Source organism: Brucella pecoris, from assembly GCF_006376675.1.
In the GTDB taxonomy this organism is placed as follows: domain Bacteria; phylum Pseudomonadota; class Alphaproteobacteria; order Rhizobiales; family Rhizobiaceae; genus Brucella; species Brucella pecoris.
This window is the reverse complement of record NZ_VEWK01000003.1, coordinates 270769-291802: the sequence shown is the minus strand read 5'-3', so window position 1 is coordinate 291802 and position 21034 is coordinate 270769. Positions and strand designations below refer to the sequence as shown.

Genomic DNA, 21034 nt, shown 5'->3' with positions numbered 1-21034 from the left:
AAAGTCGATGCCACAACCGCAGAAGGAAGCAGCATGAGCGAGGCAGGCAACCGCACGGATCCAGAACCACACGCCGAGAAGTCGATTTTCGAACCGCTTCTCCGGGTCAAGGGCGTTGTGATCGCCAGCATGGTTCTTGCTGTCTGCGTGTTGGCCCTCGATCTCCCATTCTGGTTTCGCGCAGGACTCCTGGCCGTCGTCGTTCTTGGGGCTGTATGGCTTTCAAGCGAAGTTGCAAGCAGCGAGTCGGATGAAGCGCCGACGAAAAATATAGTACCCAATGAAATGGCGGGGGTCTCTGGCGAGCGCCTGGCTGATCTTCTGACCGATCCGATGGTCGTTTTCGATCATGGCGGTACGGTTCGATTCGCCAATTCCGCGGCTCTCGACGCGTTTCAGTCGCTGGAAACCGGCACGGCGCTTTATTTGCGTTTTAGAGCGCCGGAAATGCATGCCCTCATTCAAGGGGTTATTGCAGACGGCGAAGCGCGAAGCATTGAATATTTTGAGCGTGTCCCGATGGATCGCTGGTTCAAAGCCATGGTCAAGGCTCTGCCTGACAAGGATGGCAGGCCTGAACTTTTTGTTCTGTTGTTTCGCGATCAGAGTGAAACGCGGCGCATTGACCGCATGCGTTCGGATTTCATCGCAAATGCAAGCCATGAATTGCGCACGCCCCTGGCATCGCTTCGCGGGTTCATCGAAACGCTGCAAGGGCCAGCCCGAAACGATACGGCTGCGCGTGATCGATTTCTGGATATCATGCAAAAACAAGCCGAACGGATGTCACGGCTGATCGACGATCTATTGTCCCTGTCGCGCCTTGAAATGCGGGCGCATCTGGCGATCAATGAATGCGTGGACATGACTTCCATTCTCAATCACGTTGCCGACACGCTGACACCATTGGCGGCAGGCCTCGATATCAGTATCGAGCGTGATCTGCCGGATCACCCTGTGAATGTTACGGGCGCGCGCGATGAGCTTATCCAGGTTTTCCAGAACCTCGTCGAGAATGCCTGTAAATACGGACAGGCTGGTAAGCGTGTCATCGTGAAGCTGGACGAAGACAATAGCGGCAGTTCTGCGGAAGTCGTGACGTCAATTCAGGATTTCGGTCCGGGCATTGCCGCCGAGCATTTACCGCGTCTCACCGAGCGCTTCTATCGAATTGACGTCGAGACAAGCCGCGCTCAGAAGGGCACAGGTCTGGGGCTTGCCATCGTCAAGCATATTCTTGCTCGCCATCGAGGCCGTCTGGTCGTTCGCTCCCAATTGGGCGAAGGATCGACATTCACGGTGCGGCTGCCAAAGCGAGCCGCATAAGCTCTATCTAAGTTTGCGAAGCAACTGCCATTTCAACGGACGCAGTTTTTGATAGATGGAAACCGCGCGTATTCGCTCCAACGAGCGGGCGAGGATAAGCGACATACGCCCTTGGAAAGTGACCGGGCGAACATAGTCGCGCAGTGGTGTCGTTTGGTCACGCAAGCCGATTTTCCATGGCTCATCGCCAAATCCAAGATCGAAACACATGTGGCCGTCTGTTTTCAGTGCATATAGCAGGCGCAATATCAGCACTTTTCCGGGTGAAAACCTGCTCCATTTGCCATTTTCGAACGTTGTGACCATTACGGACGACGCTCCACACGGTGGCCAATATCGTTTCCCCTATCGCGAGTGCTGAAAGATGCAGGGCGTTGTGTCGAGCCAGATGCTCGGTCACTTCTTCAAAAAAGCGCTGCTTTTCAGGATGCACATCGAAACCAGGGACCATGGTTTCTTCAAAACGCCGTTGTTTCTGACGCAACATAACCTCCAGAATGGCGTGCCGCTCAGCTTCGATGTGCGCGACAAAGAAACGATATCCTTCCATCTGCTGAAGTGCTCGACCGTGCTTTTTTATGTTGCGGATACTTCGTATAGACTGCTCTATTGCCTCCATTGGACGTGCCAAAGAAATCGCATGTGTGGAGGCTTCTGACGAGAGGTTCGTCAACGGCCACAAAGGATTTGCAAGGGTTTCAACACGCTCCGGCATTTTACGGAGCGCAATCGCATCGTGAGGGGGGACGGATGCGACAACAGCTTCGAGAAGACGCATTACCGTATTTTGTGATAGCTGCTCCGTGCTGCTGTAAACCCGAATGTCAAAATCATTGGTCAGCATGAGATCTTTCAGAGCGTCCTAAAATTTGGGAAATCTCAACGACGTGAGCCTGCCGAATCTCATTTTATAGTTGAAGTGTTTAGTAGATTTGAAACCAAAGGAAACTATGAAATGCTGGCTTGACTGGCCTGAGCCATTAGATTGCTTTGCACATGCTTTCTCTCAAATAGGGCAACGATGTCTATTTCGATTATCATCAAAACTTTGAATGAGGAAAAGCGCATCGCCGAGGCTGTGGAAAGCGCCTTGAAAGCTCTGCCTGGCGGGAAGGTGGAAGTAATTGTAGCGGATAGTGGATCGACCGATCGCACGATAGAGATCGCACGATCCTATCCGATCAAAATTGTGCAGATCGAGCCTCCTGCGCAGGCTAGCTGTGGTCTCGGCCCGCAGCTCGGCTTCCAGTATTCGACGCAGCCCTATATCTGCCTGATTGATGGCGACATGATACTCGAGCCGGATTTCCTGCCGACAGCCCTCGATTATCTCGGCAAACATCCTGACGTGGGCGGTGTGACCGGCCATGTCGTGGACCAGATTCTGGAAAGTCTGGAGTTCCAGCGTCGTGCGAAGCGTCATTCACCGGAAGCGCGCGTAGGCGATGTTGATCGCATGAACGGCGGCGGGCTTTACAGACGCAGCGCGATCGAGCAGGCGGGATATTTCTCGGATCGCAATCTTCATGGTCACGAAGAGTTTGACGCGGGTGTTCGTCTACGCAGCAATGGCTGGAAGCTCTACCGATTGGATCGCCCTTTCGTGCAGCATTTTGGCTATACGATGAATGCCTACAAGCTTTTGGTCCGACGCTGGAAAAGCAAATATCTGCGTGGAACTGGTGAAGTGTTGCGTGCCGCAATTGGCCAGCCGCATCAGAAAAACTTGTTCCGTGAGCTGCCGGAACTCCGGCTTTGGGGGGCGGTCTATTTTTGGTGGCTGGCGATCATAGTAGCTCTTGTTTTTGTACCAGGATGGCCGCTGGCAATTCTGATCGCGGCCATGATTGCTGCGGCTCCGTTCGTGGCGATGTCTGTTCGGTCTCGTAGTATCGAACTGGGTGTCTATGCGGTGGTCGCATGGATCTTTCATGCAGCAGCACTACCGCTTGGCTTTTTTCAGCCCCGCCGCAAACCAACGGATTGGATCGAAAGCAAGGTTATAAGAGAACCTTGATGAAAATCCTGCGGCTGGCCATATCTGCTTCGCTTATAGGCCTCGCTATGCCCGGTGCCGATGCTGAAGAATGGCTTCCGGTCACTGAAAAAAATCTCGAAATTTCTGCGGGAAGCCCGCTGGATTTTTCGAGATTTCTGGCAAATACGCCGATTGAAGAAAAAAATCGTTTGATCGCCAATACTGCAGGGCATTTCGCACAGGCTGACAAGCCGGACCAAGCAATGCGACTACAGTGTGCGGCGATTGGCTGGGGGCCTCCATCTTCAGGCATCGTGGACCATGCCTTCATCGATCGTTATGTCCAACAGCTTCGCCTGCACGGCTACAATATAGCCCGGTTTCATTTTGTTGATGCCGATCTGATGCTTGGACAGGCGGGCGATTTCGATTTTCGCCCCGAAGCTCTCGACCGGATGCGCTACCTGATGGCGGCGCTCAAACGTGAGGGCATTTACTGGATCATTGACGGACTTACTTCCGAAAGCGGCGCTTTGGGCGGAAAGGACACTAATCGCTGGGGTCCAGGGGGTAATCTGAAACGCCGGGCCTATGTCGAAAATGAAGCATTCGAACATTGGCTGCGCTTCCAGAAAGAAGTCTACACCACTGTTAATCCCTATACCGGCCTTTCACCTCTTGAGGACCCCGCACTCACTCTGGTCATTCCGTTCAACGAGAACGGCATCGAGTTTACGAGCTTCGTGCATGAAAATGACGACGGGACCACATTCTGGCCAGGTTATCGTCCAGCATTCAATGCATTTCTCACAAAGCGCTATGCCGACACCGCTGCCTTGTCGAGAGCATGGGGTGGTTTGGCATCCGGCGAAAATCTGGAGCAGCAAACCATCCATTTGCCCGAAAGCCGCAGCAGTGGTGGAAGGCGGCTCCACGACTTTCAAGCCTTTCTCGTCGAAAGTGAACGTTTGCTGGCGCAACGGATGGAGCAGGCGCTGCGCGATCTCGGCTATCGTGGTCTGATCGCCCCTTATAACAACTGGTTCACGGTCCAGACCGCCCTTTCGCGACAGCCTCAGAAAGTAGTGGCCGCCAACACCTATCATGACTGGATCGGAACCCTCAGTCCTGGTACGGAAATCAAGCATACGAGTTCGATTGCCGACGCTGCTGCCTATGTCAGTGAGATCGCTGCCGGGCGCTGGATCGGCCGACCCTTTCTTGTGACCGAGTATGAGCATCTGTTTTGGAACCGTTATCGGTATGAGGCGGGTCTGGTGTTTCCGGCCTATGCCGCATTGCAAGGTTGGGACGGTATCTGCCGTCATGGGCAGGGGCCGCTAACGCTTGCATTTGACGAGGCAGCTCCTTTTCGTCAGCGTATCGTGCCGTACACTTTCGCGGTAGATCCTGTTGCGCGTGCCGGCGAAACACTGGCAGCGCTCCTGTTTCGCCGGGGAGACATCGAAACCGCAGCTTTCGATGTGCCATTAACGATGCAAGGGGAGACGAGCCTTGGTGAATCGCTCGAACTTCGAGAACCGGCCCGGTTGAAACCGCTAGCACTTCTTGGCGGGATTGGTCTTGCCACAAAAGAACTGGCATGGCCGCAAGGCTTGCAGAAAAAGGTCGCGGTTGACTACCGGAACGTGTCACTCGACAACGTGCTGCAGCGCTTGAAGGCAGCAGGACTTCTTGCGGATGATAACGCAACCAGTCCTTCGCAGGGCTTGTTTGAAAGTGCTACCGGTCAAATCCGACTCGATCGTAACAAGCTGCGGATGCACGTCGTTACATCTAAGACCGAGGCCATCGCCTTTGCCGAACTGAAAGATCGCCTGACTTTGAGTGAGTTATCCCTCGGTAATGCCGAGGAAAGAGGTTTGTTTGCTGTTTCGGCAATTGATGAAAAGCCGCTGAAGGACAGCGAAAAGCTGCTGATAATTTTCGCCAGCGATGCTCGCAATACTGATATGCGTTTCCGCGACAAGGCAGAGAAAATCATAGAGGATTGGGGGCAACTGCCAGTCACGTTGCTGCGCAATCGGGTGGATGTGAAACTGGCAGGAAATACGGTTTCGTGGACGCTCTCGCCGGTCGGTCTTGATGGCGAGGTTCATGAAAAAATAGCGTCAGGATCAGGTCCCGCTGCTTTCCGGCTGGACAACGGAGCGGGCAAGGAGGGGCCGACGACTTTCTTCCTTCTAGAGCGAAAGCTCGAAGTTCAATAAAAGTCCGTCGAAAGCCTGCTCCAGCTTTCGCCAGCCAATCCGCCAATAAAGATGTCATTGCGCTGTACCGCGTTCAGCATATCCGTGCTCGCTGTGACCACACAGACATTGGCTTTCAGACGGAAGAACATGATCGAGTGCTGCGAGAGCGCATTGAGATAACGCGGGTCAACTCGGCCTTGCGCAGCAATATGCCCCTCTTCCTGCAAGTAGAGCAGCATCGCATCGACGGCATGTTTTTCCGTCCCGGCTTTTGCGATGACGTTCAAAACTTCGGCCATGCCATTGGAGCGGCTGTAGTAACAGAAAAAGCCGCTCGGACTACCGGTATGGTCGTTGATTGCACAGAGGCGCAAGGTGCCAGCAGCCTGATTGTCGAATGCCATCTGAAACAACCAGTTGATGTCGCTTTCCGTCCAGGCCGGATGGGCCGAATAGCTCTCGATCAAGCCGGGAACGAGCGAGATTGCCTCATCCTGCGCTATTTCCTTCACACTCGCTGGGGACTTGGCGGCTTTCTTGATCGGGGGGATCGGGAAGAGCGGGTTAAGCATCTTGCCAACCGAACTTGTCGCCCACCCGTCAAGGATTGGACGCCGTTCGGCAAGGTAACTGGCCACATAGCTTGCAGCCTGGAACACGCGGGTCCATCCAAGCCCGTGCGTGCTGAGCGTTACCCCTCCGATCGCTTCGAAATGTCTGAGGCTCACGGGCGCCGCGCTGTCGCTGAAGTTGAGTATCTTGTCACTTGGGCGCAAAGTTAGGGTCAGTTCGGCCGCGCCACGGGGCGACATCTCGGGTTTCATCATGAAAGCGCATAACAGTCGCCCCATGACCGTTTGGCCATTGACCTTGTAGGGGATCGGGAGGACCGAGAGGGCGCTATCGATTTCGCCGTGGTCGTCCTCGTGCACGACGCTGCCGATCGCGGGGTCGTAATAGGGGTTCTCAAAAAAGAAGTTCCGAAAGTATAGATCGAAATTTTCGTTACACGATTTCGATCGTGGGCGGAAAACTCGCTGAAACAGGGTGCGGACGGCTGGAATATCATCGGTGTCCATCGCGCGAACACGCCGTGATTTGCTGCCATTTGCTGGTGTCGAGATATGCACCATCTAAGCCCCCGCTTGCTTGAAACCGCCCTTTTTCTCTTCTGCGTCACGACTCCGGCGAACGAGGTAGATAACGCATCCCCAGGATGCCAACACAATACTGATTTCAATTACGTAAATAGCCGCGAAAGTTCCTGTGATCGGCGCATACCAGGTGGCCAGTGCCAAAAGTGGCGCGCCGAGGATATTGCCTGTGTTCAGGACCGCAGTGCGATAGCTATGCTGGCTCGCTGCGCCCAGCAGATCGACAGCTATCGACCACAAGGCAACAAACACCGTGATCCAGCAAAGCGTGCGGCAGAATGAAACCAGCGTGTCGTACTCACTCCCGAACAGATATGGCAGGTAAGGCGCAATAATAAATACAGCCAGCGAGGTGAATATGCCGATGGCAAATGCTGCCCCGAGCAAGCGCATTGTTATCGGCAGGGCATGATGGATGCCATTAGCGCTGGCGCGCGCCAGATGAGGATAGACAAGACGGTTCATCGCCTCGACAGTCAAGGTGCTGCTGTCGATGATGCGGCGGGTGACGCCATAACTGCCGACTATGCTTGGTGGCACCAATGTGCCGAGAAGCAGGAGGTCGGCATTCTGGCGGACTGCCTTGAAGATGAACTGCGATGCAAACATCACACCGAGCCGCAGTTCGTCGCGCACGATTGTGTATTGCGGTCGACCCAGCCTGCGCAAAAACAAGGTATAGATGACGGCGACCAGCACATGAACCCCAAACTGCCAGTAAGCCCACCCGACAACGGTGGAGACGCCGAATACAAGGCAGGCGATTGCGGCGGCAATCGTGCGGGCTACGGCAAATCCAACAACGGAGAGATTGGCCGATATGAAGTCGGTGTGCGCGATATAGATCTGCTCGACCAGCAGGATAAGGCGAACCAGCACAATATTTGTGACAAGCAGCAGGAAAAGCCCAACCAGATTCCCCGAAAATTCGGGAGAGCTGCTCAGCCAGAACGGCAAAATCAGCATCCCGGCGGCGACCAGGACTATGCCGGTTATTCCGATAAGAATGAGATTGTGACCGAGCATGGCCGGATAGATCGCCCGGTTCTGCGCTACACGGCGTACAAGGCATTCCGCTCCACCAAGGCCACAGATGAAAGTGGCGATGCTGGTCACCGCCATCACTGTCACGAACAAGCCGAATTCGTGGGAGCCGAGATATCGCGCCAGAATAGCAAATGTAAAAAGTTGCGCGATGTTTGCCGCGAAAAGGCTGCCGCTAGAAGCTGCGTAGGACAGTAATGTCGACCAATGGCGTTTCAAGTTTTCATACCAAATGTTCAGGCCGCTTTGGCCCAGCGTGCTTCTGGGAGAATAAAGACGCGCTCGAATTTCAAGAAAAGGTTATGGCAGCGAACCGGATTATTTTTCGTAAAGTTTTTGGTTGTGAGACATATGCTCCATTTTCTCTTAATCCCGAAAAACATGAGGTGCCAAGCATGTCGGCCGAATTTTATGAGGATCTATAGGACTAAATGATCACCATTTGCATTTTAGTGACACTCTTGCATGGGATTGCCTTTCATTAACCGAATTTTTTAATCTTTAAGTCTAATGAAAACAGTAGCGCCGTGTTTGCGCTATTGAGTGAACTTTAGGGGCGACTAATGTACACCTTGCGCGACCTCGCTTCGAAAGCACAGGTAACGGAGACCGGCAGTGAAAATCTGGCCTCTGTCGATGACCGGTTGCGTGCAGTCAGGCGCGAGACGCATATCGTCCGCGAAGAAGAAAAGCTGACTGAGACTATCACTCCTGCAAACAAGGGATTGATGCTGCCTGAACTCGACCTGTTCGAGGCGCTTGCCTGGATGCGCGCCCGGTGGATTTTGATTGCGGCACTGGCAATATTAGGTGGCTTGGCGGGACTCGCTTACGGCATGACGGCAAAGCCGAGATACGCAGCCTATACGGATTTGCTGGTTCCGCCGTCTGGGCTCCAGTTGCTGCCCAACGATGTCTATGCTCAGAGCCTGCAAGCCGATAGCCAGATTCTCGACATCGAAAGCAAGATGCGCATCCTGACTTCCGGCAATGTACTCCGGCGGGTCGTGTCGGACTTGAAACTGAACGAAGATGAGGAGTTTGTTCCTCCACCGCCGACGTTCGATCTACGGGCTATGCTGGGCCTCAGCAAACCGGCGGGTCCAAAAGATGATACGCTGACTGCGGTTCGCGCACTTTCGCAACGGATCAACGTTGCGCGGCCTGAACGGTCCTATCTGGTTACGATTGCGGTCTGGACGGAAAATCCGGAGAAATCCGTGCGGGTCGCGGATTCTCTGGCGAATGCTTTCCAGGAAGAAGTCGCACAAGCGGATGCCGATGGGGCAGGGCGCGCGGCGGCCGCCTTGTCAGAACGGCTGTCCTCGCTGCAGAAAGCAGCAACCGAGGCGGAAGAGAAAGTCGCGGCGTTCCGCAGGGCGCACGGTCTGCAAACATCGGGTGGAGAACTCGTCAGTACCCAGTCGATGACGCAGATCAACTCCAAGCTTGTCGATGCCAAAGCGCGCGTCGCTGATGCAAGCACGCGCTATGAGGAACTGACAAAAGATACGGGCAGTGCGGTTAGTCCGGCAAGCACGTTGCAGTCGCCCACAATGACAAATTTGCGTGGACAATATGCATCGCTGAAACAGCGTTACGATGCTCTCGCCATGACTTACGGGCCACGTTATCCAGAACTGATAAACACGGAACGTCAGCTTGCCGGTCTGGAACAGCAGATGACGCAGGAGCGGGCACGTATCTTGCAATCTGCCAAAGTTGACCTTGATCAGGCAAATGCCGTCGTCGCAGCTCTCAATGCGCAGGCAGCTTCCGCGCGTTCGGCCGTCGCACTCGACAATGATGCGCAAGTCCAGCTTTCGGACCTCGAACGTGACATGGCCGCTAAAGTATCGATCTATAATACATTCCTGACCCGGTCGACGGAAACGAGCCAGCGCCAGCAACTTGATGCGACCAACATTCGGATCATTTCAACCGCCATTCCTCCCATCAGCCGTAGCTGGCCGCCCAAGACCATGGTGCTCGGTGCTGGGGGTGGCATTGCCGGGATGGGGCTCGGCGTGGTTCTTGCACTCGGTTTGGGCTATCTTGGTGCGTGGCGTCGAAACCGAGAGGATCTGGTCTGACTTGGCTGAGTTATCGGTACATTACCGTGCGGAGACGCAGCCGCGAGTCTCGTCGGCGATCGGGGCTGCACTCTTTCTCTGCATGTTCTTGTTCGTCTGGATAGGCACGAGCCCCTATCCGGATCTCGGCACTGTTACCGGTGTGACGGCTACAGCCGCAGCATCCAGTTCGTTGAACCAGTTGGTCACCGTGTTCCTTACGGGCAGCTTTCTGGTTTGTGCGCTAAGCAGTTCCATGCGCAACGCCGTCATGCAACCGCGCCTTTTGATTGGTCTGATTTTCTTTTGGCTGTTCGCGACCGCCTTGCTGTCGGCTCATCCCATGATTGCCAGCAAGAAAGTCGTCTTGTCTATCCTGACCGCTTTGAATGCGAGCATTTTTCTTATATTGCCACAATCTGAACGCCAGATGGCGCGGTTGCTGGCAATTGGTTCATTGATAACGCTGGCATTTGCCTATTTTGGCATAATCTTCATGCCGCAACGTGCGATTCATCAAGCGACCGAAGTCATCGAACCTATGCTGGCTGGCTCGTGGCGCGGTCACTATCCGCACAAAAATGCTGCCGCTGCATCGCTGGTGCTGATGAGCTTTTTCGGGCTTTATATCTGGAAAGCCGGTTTGCCGAAAACCGGTCTGCTTATCGTCGCCCTTTGCGTGTTTTTCGTTCTGCATACAGGCGGCAAGACGTCGACGGCCATGTTGCCCTTCATTGTCCTGATGTCGCTGGTCTTTGTGAGGATGAAATGGACGCGGGTTTTTATTTCGATCGGCGGGATTGTTGCCTTCAACGTTGTTGCCGTCGGTGCGGCGGTCTTCGATCCCTTGCGTGAGCTTGTTCAAAGCCTGGGCGTTGATGCCAGCTTTACAAATCGATCCGATATCTGGAAACTCGCATTCGCTGCTATCTCGGCCAAACCGATATTTGGTTATGGTCTGGACTCGTTCTGGAAAACCCCTGAAATGGTCTATGCCGGCGGGGGCGGTGCCAGTTGGGCTGTTGCAGCCTTCAATGCGCATAATTCTTTTCTGGATATGATGATCAATGCAGGTGTTATTGGTTTAATTCTGACGCTTATCTGGATAACGGTCTTGCCGCTGCGATACATTAAGGAAGCGGAAAGCACAGATAACGACCCTATATTAACGCTCCTTTATATTCGCCTTTGGCTTTACGGATTATATATGTCTTGTATGGAAAGTACGTTCTTTCAGAACGGTGGGGCATTGTGGTTCTGTATTATGGTTGCTGTCTTCGGATTGCGCTTGCAGGCAAAGGCGAGGCTCGTCTGAAACGGCTTTTGGGGGAGCTGGGGCAATGATGGAAATGGATAGTCTCGAGCGGGCGCGCAGTCGCCTGGAATGGTATGCCATTCGGCTGAACGACAGTATCAGTCGTCGGTTCCCATTGCGTCCATTCTGCCTGCCGAAAAATGAGCGGATCATCACTTTTACGTTCGACGACGTGCCCGATACGGCAGAGAGCGCCGGGGCCGCTATTCTTGACAAGCATGGGGTTCACGGCACCTTTTATATTGCAGGAAATCTGGTCGGCACAAAAGAGACCAAACGGAACCTGATCACGCAGGAAGGATGTCGCAAGCTAGTCGAGCGTGGACATGAATTGGGCTGTCATACCTATAACCATCTCAAAGTCCCCTACGCCGGAGCACGTGAAATAGCTTCCGATCTTGATCGCAACACAGCCTATCTCGATGCGTTCGAGCCTGATCGCGCCGAACCGCGCAGCTTTGCATATCCCTATTGCGCCTCGTCCGTCATGTCGCGTCGGCTTTTTGCCGATCGTTTCGCAACATGTCGTGGCGGTGGTAACCGGATCAATCGCGGCATGATTGATCTGGCTTTTGTGCAGGCAGTCGAAATTAGACAGCCTGATGATGAGGCCATCCGCCAGACCCGTTGGATCGACGATCTGGATGCCAATCCCGGCTGGCTCGTCTTCTACACGCACGATGTCAGCGATAAGCCGACCGAATTCGGGTGCAAACCTGAAACATTTGAACGCCTCGTATCTCACGCGATGAGAAGCGGAGCGACTGTTCTTTCTGTTCGCGAGGCATTGGCGCGCCTTGGCGCACAACGAGGTGCTGCTTGACGCATGTAAATGATAAGGAACATCGCCTGCTGGCGATCAACAATTATTTTTATCGCCGCGGTGGCGCCGAAACTATTTTTCTCGACCATATCAAACTGTTTTCTGAAATCGGCTGGCAAACGGCCCCTTTTGCCATGCAGCATCCAGACAATTTTGCCTCCGACTGGTCTTCCTATTTCGTTTCAGAAATCGAGTATGGCCGGGAAAGCAGCCCGCTTACCAAAGTCGTGCAGGCAGGCAAGATCATCTATTCATGGGAAGCGCGCGACCGCATCAAGGCGTTGATCGAACGCTTTCGTCCGAATGTCGCACATGCGCACAATATCTATCACCATTTGTCGCCGTCGATTTTCCCGGTTCTGAAGGAAGCGGGTGTCCCGACGGTTATGACGGCGCATGACCTGAAGCTGGCCTGCCCGGCCTATAAGATGCTGTCACACAACCAGATCTGCGAACGCTGCAAGGGCGGACGCATCTATAATGTGGCGCTTCATAAATGCATAAAAGATTCCACAACGTTGAGCGGGCTGGTTCTCGTTGAAACAGCGATCCATCGCATGCTCGGCCTTTACCGCAATACGCTTGACCGGATTGTCGTGCCCAGCCGGTTCTATATTGCCAAACTCGCTGAATGGGGCTGGCCGCAGGAAAAGTTGGTCTACATTCCCAATTTCGCCCATACGGACGATCTGAAGCCCTATGCGGACGAGGGCGATTATTTCGCCTATGTCGGAAGACTGGCGCCTGAAAAGGGGATCGGTACTCTCATTCGCGCCGCGGCCAGTGCGGGCCAGAAACTCGTCATTGCGGGCACCGGGCCTGAAGAACAGTCATTGAAGGCGCTCGCGAGTGAGACGGGTGGCGATGTCACTTTCGCTGGCTATGTCTCGGGAGAACGCCTGCATCGTCTCATCGGAGAAGCGAAGGCGCTCGTTTTGCCGTCCGAGTGGTATGAGAATGCCCCGATCAGCATTCTGGAAGCCTATGCGCTTGGAGTGCCGGTGATTGGCGCCGACATTGGCGGAATTCCTGAAATGATTATCGAAGGCGAGACCGGGATGGTCTCACATACCGGCAACGTCAGCGATCTCGCCCGTGTTCTTGGTAATTTTGCGGAATTAACACCGCAGGCACGACGTAAGATGGGAAATGTGGGCCGGGTCTGGGCCGGCAACGAATTCTCGCCGCAGGCGTACAGAAACCGGACCCTGGAGCTTTATGCCGAGTTGGGGGCGCTTTGATGGTCCGAGAAGATAAACGGCCTCGCGTCTTGATGCTGGGCTTGCGCGGTATTCCGAATGTTCAAGGCGGAGTGGAAAAACACGTCGAGGAGCTTGCGCGGCTCTTTGTGACGAAGGGCTGGGATGTCGAAGTCATTGGGCGCCGTCCTTATCTGGAAAAGAAGCAACCTTATGTCTGGGAGGGCGTACAGGTGACGCCGATCTGGGCGCCGACCTCCATGAAATTCGAAGCGATTGTTCACACGGTGCTGGGCGTGTTGCGGGCGGGCTTCAAACGTCCGGATGTTGTGCACATTCATGCAATCGGCCCGGCTCTGGCTGTTCCACTGGCACGACTGCTGGGGTTGCGCACGGTCGTGACGCATCACGGTTTTGACTATAATCGTCAGAAGTGGGGGCGGCTTGCACGCACGATGCTGAAGCTTGGCGAATGGTGCGGTATGCGTTTTGCCAATGCGCGTATCGCCGTGTCCAACGACATCGCACAAACCATGCAACAGCATTACAACGTCCCGATCACTTTCATCCCGAATGGTGTTACGCTTCGTCCTGCCTGCGGGGACAAGGTATGGTTGGAAAAGTACGGTTTGAACTCAGGCCGCTACATTGCTCTGGTGGCCCGTATCGTTCCAGAAAAACGTCAGCTCGATCTCATCGAAGCCTTCGCAAAACTATCCGATCCTTCTCTGAAACTGGCTCTGATTGGTTCGGCGGAATATACGGCTGAATATGCCGGAGCCGTTCGTGCAAAAGCCGAGACTGTGCCAGGTGTTGTGCTGACGGGTGCGCTTCAGGGAGGGGAACTGTCAGCCTTGTTCAGCCAGGCGGCATTGTTCGTTCTGCCTTCCAGCCATGAGGGTATGCCAATCGCGCTTCTCGAGGCAATGGGATATGGCTTGAACGTGCTTGCGAGCGATATTACTGCCAATGTCGAAGTAGGGCTTCCGGAGGAGAGTTATTTCCCTCTCGGCAATGTCGATGCGTTGAAGAATGCGTTACGGCAGAAGATCGATAAGCCCCTGACCGGTGAACAGTCGCAAGCAATGATCGACTGGATTGCGCGGGATTACAGTTGGAATGGCATCGCTGATCGCACGCTGGAAGTCTATACATCCATTCTGAAATAGAAATTTGGTCTATTAGAGCGCCGATCTGATTGGATCAGATCGGCGCTCTAACTTCTTCTATTTCAAGCATAATCTTATCGATCCTCGTTTCACTCCGGTCGGATTATGCTCTAAAAACAATGGCCCCGAAAGCTCTCGCTCCGGGGCCAGATATCTCAAATCTAATACTCGTTTTAACGAGCCCGGCGGCGCTCTCCGGTTGGCTGGAAGGCCATACGCGAATGATAGCTGCAATAAGGGCTCGATTCACCGGATTCATGACCGCAGAAATGAAAGTCTTCATTCAGTGGGTCGCCGATTGGCCATTTGCAGGTGCGTTCGCTCAACTGCAGCAGCGAGAGACGGCGCGAAATTGGCACCACCACATCGGAGGCAGGCTTGACCACAGTTTCCGCAACAACGTCTACGGCGTAGTCCACTTGAAGCGCGGTGGCGCCAACCGTCTTGGTAACTGTAGCTGTGCGCATTGTCGTCGTATGCACGCCGGTTGAATGTTGTGCTGCAGGACGCGGCGCTGCGGCAACCGTGTTGACTTTCTTGCTGCGTGGAGCAGCAGTCGTGGTTTTGCCACGGCCCGAAAGCTTCAAACGGTGCACTTTGCCGATCACTGCATTGCGGCTCACGCCGCCAAGCTGCGCTGCGATCTGGCTTGCGCTCAAGCCTTCGCTCCACAGTTTCTTCAGTAGTTCGACGCGTTCGTCTGTCCAGTTCATCGCCCTGGGCTCCAATCAATTTCGTTATCCGGAATCCGCCAGTGCTCTCGGATTGCTCCAAGCGCAAACACCATATCTATCCGGGTGACTAGGTCTGCCGCACGAAATGTAGCTTTGATCTTTAAAAAGAAACTACAGTATTCAACGACTCCATGACAAGGGATAGCCTTGTCAGGCAGATTCCATTTTTATGGTTTTCCCCAACTTGGGTGCTAAAGACGGTTTTTCTTTGATCCAGCGCCGAAATTTTGCACGCAAATACCCCGAACTGAAAACCCGGACTGTTTCAGGATGGAGCAATGCAAGCTCGCGGAGTGGACAAGCCGTCTGGCGGTCTCAACCGAGGAAAGGCCTCTATCTATATAGTGTCGATGTCCACGTAAAGTCATCTCTGGTCGGAGAATGATGCGAGGTTGCGAAAATGCATCAACTCATGCTGAAAGATGGCCGCCAAACCTTACTTGCTTTGATTGACATTTTTTCCATGAACGCCAATATACGCGCGAGATAAATATGCCGCCCTGGGGGCGGTTTTTTATTTCTGCCGGAGGCTCAGGCGAGGAGCGTGAAGCTATCTGGTCCATTCCTCATATGTCTCAATATTATATAGCGGCAGCTAGGGATGGAATATTGGGTGACTTTCGAAAGGTGAGAGCCTGTTCGGGCGCCCGAGGACTGAATATGGGAAACACAGCTTTGCCGGTTCGATCGTGCAGGCTGCAAAAAGGGCTTTGGAGGCCTGACGTTATGACCGACGCTACGACCGTGCAACCGCTTTACGACACCTATAATCGTGCGGCTCTGCGCTTCGAGCGAGGTGAGGGCATCTGGCTTATTACCGAAGACGGCGAACGTTATCTCGATTTTGCCGCCGGTATCGCTGTGAACTCGCTTGGTCATTCGCATCCGCATCTGGTGGAGACGCTAAAAACCCAGGCAGAAAAGCTGTGGCATCTGTCGAATGTCTATGAAATTCCAGCGCAGGAAAAACTTGGGCAGCGCCTTGTCGAAAACACCTTCGCCGACAAGGTCTTCTTCACGAATTCCGGAGCCGAAGCTCTCGAATGTGCAATCAAGACCGCGCGCCGTTATCAATATGTGAGCGGTCACCCGGAACGTTTTCGCATTGTGACCTTTGAAGGCGCATTCCATGGTCGCACGCTGGCCACGATTGCCGCTGGTGGTCAGGCCAAGTATCTCGAAGGCTTTGGCCCGAAGGTCGATGGTTTCGATCAGGTCCCATTCGGTGATGAAGCGGCATTGCGCGCCGCTATTACCGATGAAACCGCAGCGATCCTGCTCGAACCCGTGCAGGGCGAAGGCGGTCTGCGCGGTTTCCCAGAAGAATTCATGCGCATGCTGCGCCAGATTTGCGACGATAAAGGCCTTCTGTTGATCCTGGACGAAGTGCAGACCGGCGTTGGCCGCACCGGCAAGCTGTTTGCCCACGAATGGGCTGGCATTCGACCGGACATCATGGCTGTCGCCAAAGGTATCGGCGGCGGTTTCCCAATGGGCGCCTGCCTCGCAACCGCTGAAGCTGCCAAGGGCATGACCGCGGGCGTTCACGGCACGACCTATGGCGGCAATCCGCTGGCCATGGCTGTCGGCAATGCGGTGCTTGATGTTGTTTTGGCCGATGGTTTCCTCGAAAATGTTCAGTCAACCGCTCTGGTCATGAAGCAGGGGCTTGCCTCAATCATCGATCGCTATCCGAACATCGTTTCCGAAATCCGTGGTCGTGGTCTGCTTATCGGCATCAAATGCGTGGTACCGAATACCAGCCTCATTCAGGCCCTTCGCGATGAGCACTTCTTGAGTGTTGGCGCGGGTGACAATGTCGTTCGCTTGCTTCCGCCGCTGGTGACGACACCGGAAGAAGCACGCGAAGCGCTGAAGCGCATCGAAACAGCGGTCGAACGGCTCGCAACTGCAAATCCGATCAGCAAGACGGCGTGATATCATGGCTAACGATAACCGGATCAAACACTTTATCGACCTCTCCGCTGTTCCGGCGTCGGAGCTTCGCGCAATCATGGAAGACGCCAAGGCTCGCAAAGCGCGCCTCAAGGCGGGAGACATAGAAAGCCCCTTCGCAGGCAAGGTGCTTGCGATGATCTTCGAAAAGCCTTCCACGCGTACGCGCGTGTCGTTCGATGTCGGTATGCGCCAGCTCGGCGGCGAGACTATCATGCTGACGGGTTCTGAAATGCAGCTCGGGCGTAGCGAAACCATTGCGGACACGGCGAAGGTCCTGTCGCGCTATGTCGATGCGATCATGATCCGCACCACGTCGCATGAGCGTATGCTGGAACTTGCCGAATATGCGACCGTGCCTGTCATTAATGCACTGACGGATGATACGCACCCTTGTCAAATCATGGCTGACGTTCTTACATATGAGGAACATCGCGGCCCGATCAAAGGCAAGACCTTTGCCTGGATGGGGGATGGCAACAATGTCCTCCACTCATTGGTCGAAGCTGCGGCGCGTTTTGATTTCAACGTCAATATCGCAACGCCGGAAGGCAGTGAACCCAAGTCGCAATATATCGATTGGGCGAAAGCGAACGGCGCGAGCATCATGTCCACCATCGATCCGGAAAGCGCAGCAAACGGTGCGGATTGCATTGTGACCGATACGTGGGTTTCGATGGGGCAGGAAGATTATGCTCGTGGCCACAACGTTTTCATGCCCTATCAGGTCAATGCGCGACTGATGGCAAAAGCTGATCCAAAGGCGCTTTTCATGCACTGCCTGCCTGCCCATCGCGGCGAGGAAGTGACGGATGAAGTGATCGATGGACCGCAATCGGTCGTATTCGATGAAGCGGAAAACAGGCTCCACGCCCAGAAAGCCATTCTGGCCTGGTGCCTGCAAGGAGCATAATTTGGCTGATAACACCAGCAATGAGCATACCGAAGTCGAGAACATTCAGGTCAACCTGGACGATTTCGACTTCGCAGGCGATGACGCCGTTGTGCCCTTTCAGGTGGAAGGACTCGACGTACGTGGTCGCGCGGTTCAGCTTGGCACGAGCATCGACGGCATTCTGAAACGCCATAATTATCCGGAAGAAGTTGCCCGCTTGCTGGCGGAGGCAACTGTATTAACCGTGCTGCTCGGCACTTCGCTCAAATTCGAAGGCAAGTTCATCTTCCAGACGCAGTCCGATGGTCCGGTCGACATGCTGGTGGTTGATTTCCGCACCCCGCGTTCGGTGCGTGCCTATGCACGTTTCGATGAGGAGCGCTTGAAGGATGCGATTGCGGCCGGCAAGACGAAGCCCGAGGAGTTGCTCGGACGCGGCACGCTCGCCTTCACGGTGGATCAGGGCACTTATACCCAGCGCTATCAGGGTATTGTTGCACTGGACGGTTCGACATTGGAAGAAATCGCCACGACCTATTTCCGTCAGTCGGAACAGATTCCGACCGACCTGAAGCTGAGTGTCGCCAAACTTGTCGAGCGTGGCGTGGACGGAAAACCTGTCGAGCAGTGGCGAGCCGGTGGACTGATCATTCAATTCCTGCCGGAATCCGAACTGCGCGCTCGCATTCCTGATCTGCCGGGAGGAGACGAGGATGAAGCCGAAGTCGCCTACCATCCGGAAGATGACGCGTGGGATGAAGCTCGCTCGCTTGTCGGGACGATTGAAAGTTCGGAACTGACAGACCCGCAAGTCGGCTCTGAGCGGCTGCTTTATCGCCTGTTCCATGAACGTGGCGTACGTGTGTTCGAGTCTGTGCCCGTACTGGACGAGTGCTCGTGCTCACGGGAAAAAATTTCCGGTGTTTTGTCAGGCTTTACAGCCGAGGAAATTGCGGAAAGCGCGGACAACGGCAAAATTTCGGTGACCTGTGAATTCTGTTCGAAACACTATGAGTTTGATCCGGCAGAGTTCGTGCAAAAGTCTTAGACGTTGTTGCAGCTAAGAAAATGGCTTGTTACCGCTGGTGGCGAGCCATTTCTATGTGGACTTAACTTGGAGCGTGTTTGGTCTGATTGAATCAGATCGGCGTTCCAACGGTTTGTTTGAACGTGCATCTCGTTTCGAAAGCCGTTTCATCCTTTTCGGGATGCGCTCTATCTATTTGTTTTCACGCATTATCCGACGCAAAACCGCTTCGCACTTTTGCTGGAAATGCTCTAATTCAAAGTGCGTCTTTGTTCGGGAATATCGAGCGAGAAAGCGGGGATGTCCACGTCGAACAGGCTGCCGCCAGAACCCTGCATCTGATAGCACCCCACCATAACGCCAGAAGTTGTCGTCAGTGGGCAGCCGGATGAATACTGAAATGAATCGCCTGGTTCGAGGGTTGGCTGTTCGCCAACCACGCCTGGTCCGCGTACTTCCTCGACATACCCATTCGCATCGGTAATCTGCCAGTAACGCGAACGCAACTGCACGGTTTCTGCGGAATTGTTGGCAATGGTTATGCGATAGCCCCAGACATAACGGTTTTCGTCGGGTTCGGACTGGTCTTCCAGATAGAAAGGTTCGACCGAAACTTCGATCCCCCGCGTTACCGCTCTGTACATGCACACCCGCCCTACATTCGCATCAGCCTTGGCACCTGCAATCTGGCGAAGCTGGATCGCAAAGATGCTTTTTACTCAACGGTTCGTCGGTTCTGTTCATGGACGCCGTTATTCACCCCACCTATCGCTAAAGTTGCGGGGGAGGTCAACAATCCGGGTCGGCAAATATGCGGCAATTGCCGGAATGTTCCGGCAATTGCATCGTTTGAACCTCGGTTTGCAGCCTAAAAGCCACAATATCGGGAAGCAAGAGTTTAGCGAGCGACCTTCAAGGCTGCTTCGACGTCTTCCACGAGATCGTCGGTATCTTCAAGGCCGAGCGAGATTCGCAGCAGACCGTCCGAGATGCCGAGTTCAGCCTTTGCCTCGTCGCTAAGATTCTTGTGCGTGGTGGTTGCCGGGTGGGTAATAAGGCTTTTTGCGTCACCCAGATTGTTGGAGATGCTGAAAACCTGCAAAGCATTCTGGAACTTGAATGCAGCCTCCTTGCCGCCTTCCAGTTCCAGCGCAATGAGTGTCGAACCGCCCGTCATCTGCTTGGCGATAACGTCGGCTTGCGGATGATCTGCCCGTCCCGGATAGATCACGCGCTTCACGCCTGGCTTGCCAGCGAGGAAGTCGGCAACCGCAGTTGCGGACAGCGTTTGCTGGCGTACGCGTACGGACAGCGTTTCAAGACCCTTCAGCATGATCCACGCATTGAACGGGCTGAGGCCCGGACCTGTATGACGGAAGTAATCTTGCAGGGTGTTTTCAATCCATTCGCGATCAGAAAGGACGACGCCCCCAAGGCAGCGTCCCTGACCATCGATATGTTTGGTTGCAGAATAAACGACGATATGGGCACCGAGCTCCAGAGGCTTTTGGAAAAGCGGCGTGGCAAAAACATTGTCGACGATCAGCTTGGCGCGTGCTTCATTGGCGACCTGCGCAACGGCAGCAATGTCGATGACTTCGAGCGTCGGATTGGACGGGCTTTCAAGGAACATGACCTTGGTGTTCGGGCGAACGGCCGCTTTCCAGTTTTCAATATCGGAGCCGTCGATGATCGAAATCTCAACGCCATACTTCGGCAAAACCGTCTCAACGATGTAGCGACAGGAACCGAAGACGGCACGGGCGGAAATCACATGGTCGCCCGCTTGCACCTGACACAGGATGGCGGCTGCGACCGCCGCCATGCCGGATGCGGTGGCGCGTGCTTCTTCAGCGCCTTCCAGTGCACACATGCGCTTTTCGAACATGTCGGTGGTCGGGTTGGCATAACGCGAATAGATGAAACCCGGATCCTCACCCTTGAAGCGCGCTTCGGCGGCTTCGGCATTGGGATAAAGGAAGCCCTGTGTCAGAAACATAGCTTCCGACATTTCGGCAAATCCGGAACGCAGCGATCCGGCATGCACGAGTTCAGTTGCAGGGCGAAACTTGCGGGTATTCTCAGTCGTCATTTTTCCAACCTGTCGAAAGCTGGTCGGCCGGGGCAGG

The 21034-nt window shown here is 54.4% G+C and carries 18 protein-coding genes; 11 read left to right on the top strand and 7 right to left on the bottom strand.

The window, feature by feature from the left end; all coding sequences use genetic code 11:
- The first annotated feature begins 33 nt into the window (after window positions 1–33).
- Window positions 34–1326, top strand: coding sequence for an ATP-binding protein (locus FIB18_RS07970; protein WP_140020185.1), 1293 nt, complete (start codon window positions 34–36; stop codon window positions 1324–1326).
- 3 nt (window positions 1327–1329) lie between these two features.
- On the opposite strand, the gene FIB18_RS25345 is transcribed toward FIB18_RS07970, so the two are convergent.
- Both FIB18_RS25345 and FIB18_RS25340 read right to left on the bottom strand, forming a co-directional pair.
- Window positions 1330–1581, bottom strand: a complete 252-nt coding sequence (locus FIB18_RS25345; protein ID WP_268898989.1) for a GNAT family N-acetyltransferase — start codon at window positions 1579–1581, stop codon at window positions 1330–1332.
- Window positions 1508–2170 (bottom strand): GNAT family N-acetyltransferase, encoded by a 663-nt coding sequence (locus tag FIB18_RS25340; RefSeq protein WP_268898988.1) that lies wholly within the window; start codon window positions 2168–2170, stop codon window positions 1508–1510. The genes FIB18_RS25345 and FIB18_RS25340 overlap by 74 nt, the downstream gene beginning before the upstream one ends.
- Window positions 2171–2347: 177 nt before the next feature.
- Here FIB18_RS25340 and FIB18_RS07960 point away from each other — a divergent pair, with 177 nt between their 5' ends.
- A complete protein-coding gene (locus FIB18_RS07960; protein ID WP_140020184.1) occupies window positions 2348–3343 on the top strand; it encodes a glycosyltransferase in 996 nt (331 codons plus the stop codon).
- The gene (locus tag FIB18_RS07955; protein WP_140020183.1) at window positions 3343–5535 is read left to right on the top strand and encodes a glycoside hydrolase; all 2193 of its coding nucleotides are present in this window, start codon (window positions 3343–3345) and stop codon (window positions 5533–5535) included. Before FIB18_RS07960 ends, FIB18_RS07955 begins: the two co-directional genes overlap by 1 nt.
- Here FIB18_RS07955 and FIB18_RS07950 read toward each other — a convergent pair.
- Window positions 5529–6449, bottom strand: coding sequence for a hypothetical protein (locus FIB18_RS07950; protein ID WP_235894858.1), 921 nt, complete (start codon window positions 6447–6449; stop codon window positions 5529–5531). The genes FIB18_RS07955 and FIB18_RS07950 overlap by 7 nt on opposite strands.
- Window positions 6450–6650: 201 nt before the next feature.
- Window positions 6651–7934, bottom strand: a complete 1284-nt coding sequence (locus tag FIB18_RS07945) for a lipopolysaccharide biosynthesis protein (RefSeq protein ID WP_140020181.1) — start codon at window positions 7932–7934, stop codon at window positions 6651–6653.
- A gap of 344 nt (window positions 7935–8278) precedes the next feature.
- On the opposite strand from FIB18_RS07945, the gene FIB18_RS07940 reads away from it, so the two are divergent.
- From FIB18_RS07940 to FIB18_RS07920, 5 genes are read left to right on the top strand one after another with little or no spacing between them, the layout of a single operon-like run.
- Window positions 8279–9808 (top strand): GumC family protein, encoded by a 1530-nt coding sequence (locus FIB18_RS07940; RefSeq protein WP_140020180.1) that lies wholly within the window; start codon window positions 8279–8281, stop codon window positions 9806–9808.
- Entirely contained in the window at window positions 9774–11102 is a 1329-nt protein-coding gene (locus tag FIB18_RS07935; RefSeq protein ID WP_235894857.1) for an O-antigen ligase family protein, read from the top strand. The genes FIB18_RS07940 and FIB18_RS07935 overlap by 35 nt, the downstream gene beginning before the upstream one ends.
- A 25-nt stretch (window positions 11103–11127) precedes the next feature.
- Window positions 11128–11925, top strand: a complete 798-nt coding sequence (locus FIB18_RS07930) for a polysaccharide deacetylase family protein (RefSeq protein ID WP_140020179.1) — start codon at window positions 11128–11130, stop codon at window positions 11923–11925.
- Window positions 11922–13166, top strand: a complete 1245-nt coding sequence (locus FIB18_RS07925; protein ID WP_140020178.1) for a glycosyltransferase family 4 protein — start codon at window positions 11922–11924, stop codon at window positions 13164–13166. Before FIB18_RS07930 ends, FIB18_RS07925 begins: the two co-directional genes overlap by 4 nt.
- A complete protein-coding gene (locus FIB18_RS07920; protein ID WP_140020177.1) occupies window positions 13166–14293 on the top strand; it encodes a glycosyltransferase family 4 protein in 1128 nt (375 codons plus the stop codon). Before FIB18_RS07925 ends, FIB18_RS07920 begins: the two co-directional genes overlap by 1 nt.
- A gap of 173 nt (window positions 14294–14466) precedes the next feature.
- Here the strand turns inward: FIB18_RS07920 and FIB18_RS07915 are convergent, their stop codons facing one another.
- Entirely contained in the window at window positions 14467–15006 is a 540-nt protein-coding gene (locus FIB18_RS07915) for a GcrA family cell cycle regulator (protein ID WP_140020176.1), read from the bottom strand.
- A gap of 747 nt (window positions 15007–15753) precedes the next feature.
- Between FIB18_RS07915 and FIB18_RS07910 the strand changes: the two genes are divergently transcribed.
- The 3 genes from FIB18_RS07910 to FIB18_RS07900 are packed head-to-tail and all read left to right on the top strand — an operon-like array spanning window position 15754 to window position 18926.
- Window positions 15754–16965: an aspartate aminotransferase family protein gene (locus tag FIB18_RS07910; RefSeq protein WP_140020175.1), complete on the top strand. Its 1212-nt coding sequence runs from the start codon at window positions 15754–15756 to the stop codon at window positions 16963–16965.
- A gap of 4 nt (window positions 16966–16969) precedes the next feature.
- Complete coding sequence (gene argF, locus FIB18_RS07905) at window positions 16970–17896, top strand: ornithine carbamoyltransferase (RefSeq protein WP_140020174.1); 927 nt, start codon at window positions 16970–16972, stop codon at window positions 17894–17896.
- 1 nt (window position 17897) lies between these two features.
- Window positions 17898–18926 carry an Hsp33 family molecular chaperone gene (locus FIB18_RS07900; RefSeq protein ID WP_140020173.1) on the top strand — a complete coding sequence of 343 codons (1029 nt, stop codon included), beginning with the start codon at window positions 17898–17900 and terminating at the stop codon, window positions 18924–18926.
- A 230-nt stretch (window positions 18927–19156) separates the two neighbouring features.
- On the opposite strand, the gene apaG is transcribed toward FIB18_RS07900, so the two are convergent.
- Window positions 19157–19549, bottom strand: a complete 393-nt coding sequence (gene apaG, locus FIB18_RS07895; RefSeq protein WP_140020172.1) for a Co2+/Mg2+ efflux protein ApaG — start codon at window positions 19547–19549, stop codon at window positions 19157–19159.
- Between the two features lie 254 nt (window positions 19550–19803).
- Entirely contained in the window at window positions 19804–20997 is a 1194-nt protein-coding gene (locus tag FIB18_RS07890; RefSeq protein WP_140020171.1) for an O-succinylhomoserine sulfhydrylase, read from the bottom strand.
- Window positions 20998–21034: the final 37 nt, after the last annotated feature.